The 8,380-nt window shown below is 59.8% G+C and carries 8 protein-coding genes and 1 pseudogene; 1 reads left to right on the top strand and 8 read right to left on the bottom strand.

The features are described 5' to 3' along the window. From VF672_RS11100 to VF672_RS11080, 5 genes are all read right to left on the bottom strand, one after another. Positions 1 to 230: ATP-binding cassette domain-containing protein (locus VF672_RS11100; RefSeq protein ID WP_331104631.1), on the bottom strand; the 230-nt coding region annotated here is incomplete at its 3' end. 1 nt (position 231) lies between these two features. Then, a complete protein-coding gene (locus VF672_RS11095) occupies positions 232 to 1,029 on the bottom strand; it encodes an ABC transporter permease (RefSeq protein WP_331104629.1) in 798 nt (265 codons plus the stop codon). Continuing rightward, the gene (locus VF672_RS11090; RefSeq protein ID WP_331104628.1) at positions 1,016 to 1,858 is read right to left on the bottom strand and encodes an ABC transporter permease subunit; all 843 of its coding nucleotides are present in this window, start codon (positions 1,856 to 1,858) and stop codon (positions 1,016 to 1,018) included. The genes VF672_RS11095 and VF672_RS11090 overlap by 14 nt, the downstream gene beginning before the upstream one ends. Further along, positions 1,855 to 2,661: an alkaline phosphatase family protein gene (locus VF672_RS11085; protein ID WP_331104626.1), complete on the bottom strand. Its 807-nt coding sequence runs from the start codon at positions 2,659 to 2,661 to the stop codon at positions 1,855 to 1,857. The genes VF672_RS11090 and VF672_RS11085 overlap by 4 nt, the downstream gene beginning before the upstream one ends. Before the next feature lie 146 nt (positions 2,662 to 2,807). After that, the gene (locus tag VF672_RS11080; RefSeq protein ID WP_331104624.1) at positions 2,808 to 3,875 is read right to left on the bottom strand and encodes an ABC transporter substrate-binding protein; all 1,068 of its coding nucleotides are present in this window, start codon (positions 3,873 to 3,875) and stop codon (positions 2,808 to 2,810) included. 359 nt (positions 3,876 to 4,234) lie between these two features. Here VF672_RS11080 and VF672_RS11075 point away from each other — a divergent pair, with 359 nt between their 5' ends. Next, the gene (locus VF672_RS11075; protein WP_331104622.1) at positions 4,235 to 4,954 is read left to right on the top strand and encodes a UTRA domain-containing protein; all 720 of its coding nucleotides are present in this window, start codon (positions 4,235 to 4,237) and stop codon (positions 4,952 to 4,954) included. Positions 4,955 to 4,960: 6 nt separating this feature from the next. On the opposite strand, the gene VF672_RS11070 is transcribed toward VF672_RS11075, so the two are convergent. The 3 genes and pseudogenes from VF672_RS11070 to VF672_RS11060 all read right to left on the bottom strand — a co-directional run. Further along, on the bottom strand, positions 4,961 to 7,150 hold the full coding sequence (locus tag VF672_RS11070) for a mechanosensitive ion channel family protein (protein ID WP_331104620.1): 2,190 nt from the start codon (positions 7,148 to 7,150) through the stop codon (positions 4,961 to 4,963). 298 nt (positions 7,151 to 7,448) lie between these two features. Then, complete coding sequence (locus VF672_RS11065) at positions 7,449 to 7,820, bottom strand: hypothetical protein (protein ID WP_331104618.1); 372 nt, start codon at positions 7,818 to 7,820, stop codon at positions 7,449 to 7,451. 265 nt (positions 7,821 to 8,085) lie between these two features. Continuing rightward, a pseudogene (locus VF672_RS11060) lies at positions 8,086 to 8,380 on the bottom strand (M18 family aminopeptidase); the annotation flags it as partial.

The following is an 8,380-nucleotide window of genomic DNA, read 5'->3' as shown; positions in this document are numbered from 1 at the left end:
ATGCCGCGCTTTTGTGGCGAGACCGGCACCAGGTCGTTGCCATCGAGGAAGATCTTGCCGCTGGTCACCGGCGTCAACCCTGCAATGCAGCGCAACAGGGTGGATTTGCCGCAACCGGACGGGCCGAGCAGGGTGACGAATTCGCCTTTGCGGATTTCGCAATTGATGTCGCTGAAGACCGCCGTGCTGCCGTAATTCTTCTGCAGGTTTTCGACACTGACGAAGCTCATATCAGTCTTTGTCCTTGTTCAGTCGGTTGGCCGCCCACGTCAGCAGCAGTACAAAAAGGAAGTAGGAAATTACCAGCGCGCTATTGAAGTGCCCGCTGCTGTTGCGCATGTTGTTCAGGTACACCTGCAGGGTTTCGTAGCGGGTACCGACCAGCAGGTTGGCGAACACGAACTCGCCGAACAGGAACGAGAACGACAGCAGCAGGGCGATCATCAGGCCCTTGCGCAGGTTCGGCAGCACCACCAGAAAAGCCGCTTGAAAGGTATTGGCGCCGAGCAGTTGGGCGGCGTCCATCAAGTCGATCAGATTGATCGCTTGCAGGTTGTTGGTGATCGCCCGGTACATGAACGGCAGCGCCACGGTGAAGTAGCAGCCGATCAGAATCCACGGCGTGCCCACCATCGCCAGCGGCCCCGAACCGTACAGCTGCAACAGACCCACCGACGACACCACCGGCGGCACCGCGAAGGGCAGCAGGATGAGGATGTTCATCAGCGCGTCGAGCTTCGGAAAGTGGTAATGGACGACGAACAGCAGCGGCAGAATCAGCACCACCGAGAGCGCCAGCGCGCCGACACACACCAGCAGCGACTGGCCGAATGCGCGCAGAAAACGCGGATCGCTCCACAGCGCGACGTACCATTTGTAGGTCAGCCCATCGGGCAGAATCGTGGCCGACCAACTCGTGGCGATCGAATACACAAACGTGCCCAGCAGCGGCGCCAGCAGAATCAAAAACAGCATGTACACCACGACGCGGTGGTAAAGCCCGACCGGGCGGCCTTCAGCGCGAGACATGGTAGCTCCTCTTCAACAGCCACTGATGCACCACCGTGACCAACGTCATCATGCCCACCAGAATCATTGCCAGGGCGCTGGCCATGTTCGGGTCCAGCGTGATATCGCCCGCCACCATCGCGGCGATGCGGATCGGCAAGACGTTGAAATTGCCGGTGGTCAGCGCGTACACCGTGGCATAGGCCCCAAGCGCGTTGGCCAGCAGAATCACGAACGTCCCCAGCAGCGCCGGGGTCAGCACCGGAATCCCGATGTGCCGCCAGAAATCCCAGCCGCTGGCGCCCAGCAGTGACGCCGACTCGCGCCAGTCCTCACGCAGCGCGTCGAACGCCGGGTAAAGCAGCAGCACGCCCAAGGGAATCTGAAAGTAGGTGTACAGGATGATCAGGCCGGTTTTCGAGTACAGGTTGAAGTCATCGATGATCCCGGCCTGCTTGAGAATCAGCGTCAGCGCGCCGTTGAAACCGAGCAGGATGATGAAGGCAAAGGCCAGCGGCACGCCTGAGAAGTTGCTGGTCATGTTGGCGAAAGCGCTGACGAAATCCCGCAGGCGTGACGGCACTTTGCGCAGGGAATAACTGCCGAGGATCGCGATGACGATGCCGATCAGGCTCGACCAGAAACTGACCTCCAGGCTGTATTGCATGGCCTGACGGTAAAAACGCGAGTTGAACGCCTTGATGAAGTTGTCGATGCCCCAGCCGGCCTCCGACTGCAGGCTGTTGATCGCCACCCAGGCCAGCGGCGCGATCTGAAACGCGATGAAGAAAACCGCAAATGGCACGAGGCACAACAGCCCCAGCCATTTGCCGCGGCTTTGTGAGTTCACTTGAGCACCTCTTTGCACACAGGTTTGTCGTGGGGCACGCCGAGCAATTGGCAGATCGTGCCGCAGAGCTCAGTCTGTTTCGGCAGCGCATCGGGGTTGAGGCTGAAGGCGTCACCCAGCACGAACAGCGGGACTTCGCGTTCTTCCGGCAGCACGCCGTTGTGTGAACGGTCGTTGTTCATGCCGTGATCGGCGGTCACCAGCACCTGATAGCCCGCGTCGAGCCAGCGTTGCAGGTACTCGGCCAGGATGATGTCGGCGGAGCGGGCGCTGTTGCGGTACTGCGCAGTGTCGAGGCCGTGTTTGTGGCCGGCGTCATCGATGTTCATCGGGTGGATAAACAGGAAGTTCGGCGCATGGGCTATTCGCAGATGCTCGGCATCGTCGAACAGGTGGGAATCGGGGTAGTGATCGACGTAATAAAAGTGCCCGTGCTGAATCGGCAAGCTGACGTCGTCACTGTGGCGGTCGCGTGCGGCCACGAACGGGCTACGGTTGTACAGCTCGCTGACCCAGTGGTACGCCGCAGCGGCAGTGGTCAGCCCGGCATCGGTGGCGTAGTGAAAGACGCTGCGCTGGTTGGAAAGCCGCGACACCTGGTTGTGCACGATGCCGCTGGCGATGGGTGTGACACCGGTCAGAATGCATTCGTACAACGGGCGCGACAGTGACGGCAGTTCGCATTCGACTTTGTACAAGGCCGCCCGGCCAGCGTTTCGGTAGGCCAGCAGATGCCCCATCGCATGCTGAGCCACGCTGTAACTCAGACCGTCCAGCAGAATGAGGATGACGTTGTGTTTCATGGCATCTCCGCAGGGTGGATCGCCAAACATTACTGTAGGAGTGAGCTTGCTCGCGATCGCGGTATGCCTGCGACAGACAGGTTGACTGGCACACCGGAATGGCGAGCAAGCTCACTCCTGCAGGGGCTTGCGTCAGCAGTAAGGGATCACTGCATCTCGACGATGACTTGCTCGTTCCACTGCTGTGGCAGGGCTTTCGAGGTTTTTTCCCACGCGGCCGGGTCTTTGATCGGCGTTACGTTCTTGTATTGCTCGTTAGGCAGCAGCTTGGCTTGCACCTCTGCCGGCAACGTCAGGTGCTCGGCACGAATCGGACGGGCGTTGCCATTGGCCAAGTTGATCTGACCGGCGTCGCTGAAGATGTACTCGCGCGCCAGTTTGGCGGCATTCGGGTGCTTGGCGTATTTGTTGATGATCGTCGTATAGCCCGAGATCACCGAGCCGTCGGACGGGATCAACACGACGTAGTCGTCGGGGTTGGTCATCTTGGCCTTGTAGCTCAGGCCGTTAAAGTCCCAGACCACGCCCACTTCCACTTCGCCTTTTTCCATGGACTGGATCGACGGGTTGTTGATGCCCAAACGCTTCTGCTTGGCCAATTCTGTGAACAACTGCAGGCCTGGCGCCAGGTTGGTTTCATCGCCTTTCATGGCGATCGCGGCGGCCAGCACGCCATTTGCAGCCTGGGCGGCCGTGCTGACATCACCGATGGTGACCTTGTACTTGCCGTCTTTCAGGTCAGCCCACTTGGTCGGGACGTCCGAGCCATGCAGCAGCTTCTTGTTGACGATGAACGCGATGGTGCCGGTGTACGCCAGCGCCCAATGACCATCCTTGTCCTTGGCCCAGTCAGGCACCTGAGCCCAGGTGCTTGGTTTGTACGGCTGGGTCACGCCCTTGGCGGTAGCGATGGGGCCGAACGCCGCACCCACGTCGCCGATGTCGGCGCTGGCGTTGTCTTTTTCCGCGTCGAACTTGGCCACTTCCTGCGCCGAACTCATGTCGGTGTCCATGTGCACCAGACCGTACTTGGCGGTCAGGTCGGTCCAGGTGCCTTTCCAGTTCGCCCAGTCATCAGGCATGCCCACGCTGTTAACGGCGCCTTCGGCCTTGGCAGCGGCTTCGAGTGTTTTGAGGTCAGTGTCGGCGGCCATGGCCGAAGTGCTCAGCGCGATGGCCGAACCCAAGAGTGATGCCAGCAAAAGGTGTTTCATTCGAAGCTCCTTTGTGCACTTCTCGACGGACTCACAGAAGTGTTGTTGCGGATGGTTGGTCTAGGTCAGCAATACCTGAGCCAAGTTAGGCCAGTTACATGACGCTTTCGTGTCTGGACCGACTCTTGCTGTTGCAAACCCCGGCTCCGGTGATCGCTGTGAAATGAGCGTAGACCATGCTCAACCGATTGATCTGAAAGGGCCTGATGAGTGGGCGAGCGCCGGCAGTCCGGCCGCGCCGGGCTGGAATGTCACGCAACGGTCATCTACGCTGCCTAGGCTCTGGAGCACCGAAACGGGCCAGTCAGCGAGCGACCCTGCCCTTAAATAGCGCTGGTCTAGTCCAGATAGGTAACGCAATGCGCGAAGAAATGCCCCGAGCGGTGACGACCATCTGCAACGCGCTGCAAGAGCAGATCGAACACGGTCTGTTGCCGCCAGGCAGCAAGTTGCCGGCTGAGCGCAAATTGAGCGAGGTCTTCGCTACTACGCGCATCACATTGCGCGAGGCGCTGGTGCAGCTCGAAGCGCAAGGGCTGATCTACCGCGAGGAGCGGCGTGGATGGTTCATTTCTCCGCCGCGACTGGCCTATGACCTGATGCGCCGCAGCCACTTCCACGCCATGGTCGAGGCGCAAGGGCGAGTGCCAGCCACTCAGGTAATCTCCGCACGCCTGCAACCAGCGTCGGCGGTGATCTGCGAACTGCTGCAATTGCCGGCGTTGTCCAGCGTGATCCAGATCTGCCGCGCCCGGCGGATTGATGAGCGGCTGGTGCTCTACGTCGAGCACTACCTCAACCCCGATTATTTCCCGAAAATCCTGGAACTGGACCTGAACCAGTCGTTGACCGAGCTCTACGCCCGTCATTACGACATCCGCTACGGTCAGGTGCGTTTCGAGATGGTGCCCACGGCGCTACCCGTGCAAGCGGCGGGCGCGCTTAAGGTGTCCATGGGCAGCCCGGGCCTGCGCATCGCCCGGGTCAATCATGACCAAACCGGGCGCCTGATTGACTGTGACCTTGAGTACTGGCGCCATGACGCGATTCATGTGAGTGCTGTGGTGGCGGACATCTAGGCCGGCTTATACCGCCGCGTCGTCATTCTTACCGCGTACCTTGTTCACGCGCCCGCCACTGGTGCTGACCTGTACATTCAGGCGCGGCGTCGCCAAATCCATTCCGGCTTCGTCCAGATAGCGCTTGAGCGACAGATTGAACGCTCGCGACACTTCCCATTGCTTGATTGGCGCGGTCTTGAAGCGTGCGCGCAGAATGGCATTGCCGGCATCGAAGCTCTCCACTCCCTGAATCTCCAGCGGCGACCAGATGTTGCGCCGTTGCAGCGGGTCCGTGCGCATCTTCTGGCCGACGTCGCGGACCATCTTCAGTGCGTCGTCGATGTTCATGCTCGCGGGGATCGCGATACGGAAGATCGCGTAACCGAACTCCCGAGAGTAGTTCTGGATGCTTTTGATCTCGCTGAACGGGATGGTGTGGACGATGCCGTCAATGTCGCGCAGACGCACGGTGCGAATGGTCAGGCCCTCCACGGTGCCCAGGTGGCCGCCGACGTCCACATAGTCGTCGATGGCCAGCGAGTCTTCGATGATGATGAACAGCCCGGTGATAAGGTCAGCCACCAGCGACTGAGCGCCGAAACCGATCGCCAGACCGATCACGCCGGCACCGGCCAGCAGAGGGGTTACGTTCATGCCCATGTTTGCCAGGGCGACGATCAACGCGATGATGAAAATGGTCACAAACAGCACGTTGCGAATCAGCGGCATCATGGTCTGCGCGCGGGTATTGGCCAGGCCTTTGCGCGAGCGGGTCAGCGCATGGTGGATCGCCGTGTCCGCGAGAATCCAGATCAGCCAGGCAAACATCAGCGTGGCCGCAAGGCCGATGATCCTGACGCTGATGTCGTGGCCGTCACCCTCGGCGAAACGGATCAGTGACAACCCCCAGACGCGCAGGCCCAGCTCAATGAACACCAGCCAGATCAGCATATGCACAACGGTGTAAAAGAAGTTTTTCAGGCGGTCCGAATACAGCGCATGGCGCTTGTGGCCGTGGCTTGGGCGGAGTGAATGGCGCCGTACCAAGCCGTTGATCACCATGCACAGCACCAGCAGCACGGTGCAGATCAGGGCCTGACGCAACGCAGTGCTGGTGTCGCCCGCGGAGAAGAACGTGGCGAACAGGGAAACGCCCACCAGCACCAGCGCCGGCAGATACCAGAACGTGCCGAGGACCTCGATGCTGTCGCTCAGGGCGCGACGTTTGAGGCGGCGTGCCAGCGGCTGGTTGCGGATCAAATGAGCGATTGGACGGCGGAAACGGATGATGAACAAGCCTGTGGATAGGGCGGCCATGACATTGGCCAGTGTGGCTGCAGTGTGGGCCAGGTGCACCCCAAGGCTGGCGGCCAGACGCGGATCACTCAGCGCCTCGCCGAACGCCGCCAAACTGCCGATCCACCACAGGGGCCGAAACGCCTGGTGACGCAGGATGTACAGCGCCCGATGCCGGTGCGGCCCGTCCAGCAGCGAAAACGCGATGACGCAGACCGCCGAGAACAGCGTGCCGATGACGAGCGCGTAGGCGAGCACCATGGCCAGATCCCGGCCCAGCGATGGCGGCAGCGAATAACTCAGGTAAATAGTGATGACCAGCGCCACCAGCCAGGGGCCCAGCTTGCGCAACGCGAAGCGCAGCATGTCGGAGGGACGCGGATGTTGCGGAAGCTCGGCAGAAAGGCCGAAACGCAATCGCACCTTGTGACCGAGCCAGATCAACGCCGCCGCCAGCAGGCCCCAGATCGCCAGCACCACCGCAAAGCCCCAGATGATTGGCCACCATTGGTTTGCCGGCAACATCAGCGCCACCAACTCGTCCTCCGCTAGCGCTGCCTCGTCCGCCCAGCGGCTGAGGGGGCTGTCCGCGCCGGTGAATTGCTTTTCCAGTTCGGCAAACGAGGTGCCGATTAGGCCCAGCACGCCTTGCTCCACCGTCGGCTGCGCCTTCTTCGTGGCGTCCCGTAGCTTCTTTAAGTCCTCAAGCAGCTTGCTGCGCTGCTGATCGTTTTCCAGCGAAGTGATGACCTCGTCCAGTGACTGCCCCAACGGCTCCTGAGCTTGAGGCTGAGCCTTGTCGCCCCCGCCAAGCAGACTCGGCAACCCGGCAGCGTGCGTCAGCGCAAAAGGGAACAGCGCCAACAGGCAAAGCAGGAACAGGCGGGGCAGAACGGAAAGGCGGGTGGGAGCGATCACCTGGAAACGAACCTCGGCTAAACGTGCGCTTGAGACCGGGCAATTGGAGTCACCGTGTGAGGCTCAAGCAGAGGCGACCAAGTTTACGAGTGGAACGAGGGTGTGGCGAGGGGAATTGGAGATTGTCAGCGAAGGCGGTGAACAGAGCACATTCACTTTCTGTAGTATCGTTAATTACTAAATGCAGGTGAATGACGTCAGCGGTTGGAGCGGCGCACGTGTGATCGCTGATACGTTGCTCTAAAAAGTCCTGATGTGAAGAGAAGGGGCAACTTAAGCAGTACGCCCCTGTGGCGAGTTATACTGCGGACGTACCTTTGGCTTCACCTAAGCCGTCTGGTAATACAGTTATTTTATAAATATCGGACCACTCACCGGACTGCGGATCTTTCGCTTTAAAAGACCCGCTATCGCCCGTAGACAGACTGTAAGCCATATGCCATGAGCCCTTGGCATTGACGATAATACCAGGCTGGGGTAGCCACTCACCTTCATTTTTTTTGAAATGTACTTCGACTTGACAATTGGGGCTTGAAGTGCCTACCAGCATAAAGTGCATACTTCGGTTACTTGTGATGCCGTCGCGCTCAACGTACCCGAGGTTGCCGTCGACAACGCCAACGATGACGGGGATTATGTTAGGTGTTTTGCGAGTGTCTGGCTGACTCATTATGCAGTTCCTTTTGCATGATTGTGTAGTGAGCTCAAACTATAGTCCGGCACCGCGATTTTGGTCTACGGCAAAAACGGAGATGATCAGACGTTGTTGCAATAGAGACCATTGCGAATGGAGATAAGCCGCTTGTTAATGGCGTGACAGGGTGGGGGCGGCAAGGGCCCGATATAGAAATTCGATGAACGTTGGTTAAACAAAAGGTGAGCGCCTTAACCATCTAACGTTGTGGCAGCCGCCACAACGTGGATGATTCTGACCGTCAGGGCAACTGCGTACTCGCATAGAAGGCCGACAGCACCTTCACCAAGTGCGCCAGATCCTGGCTCCCGGCCAGTTCGCGGATCGAGTGCATGGCGAAGGTCGGCAGGCCGATGTCGACGGTGCGCACGCCCAGGTGACCGGCAGTGATAGGACCGATGGTTGAGCCGCAGGCCATGTCGCTGCGCACGACGAAGCTCTGCACCGGTACTTCTTCGGCCATGCACAGGTGACGGAAGAAGCCGGCAGTTTCGCTGTTGGTGGCGTAGCGCTGGTTGCTGTTGACCTTGATCACC

Origin of the sequence: Pseudomonas sp. (assembly GCF_036387035.1) — a bacterium.
In the GTDB taxonomy this organism is placed as follows: Bacteria; Pseudomonadota; Gammaproteobacteria; order Pseudomonadales; family Pseudomonadaceae; genus Aquipseudomonas.
Note: the sequence above shows the minus strand (reverse complement) of the source record. Positions and strands in the feature narration are given on the sequence as shown.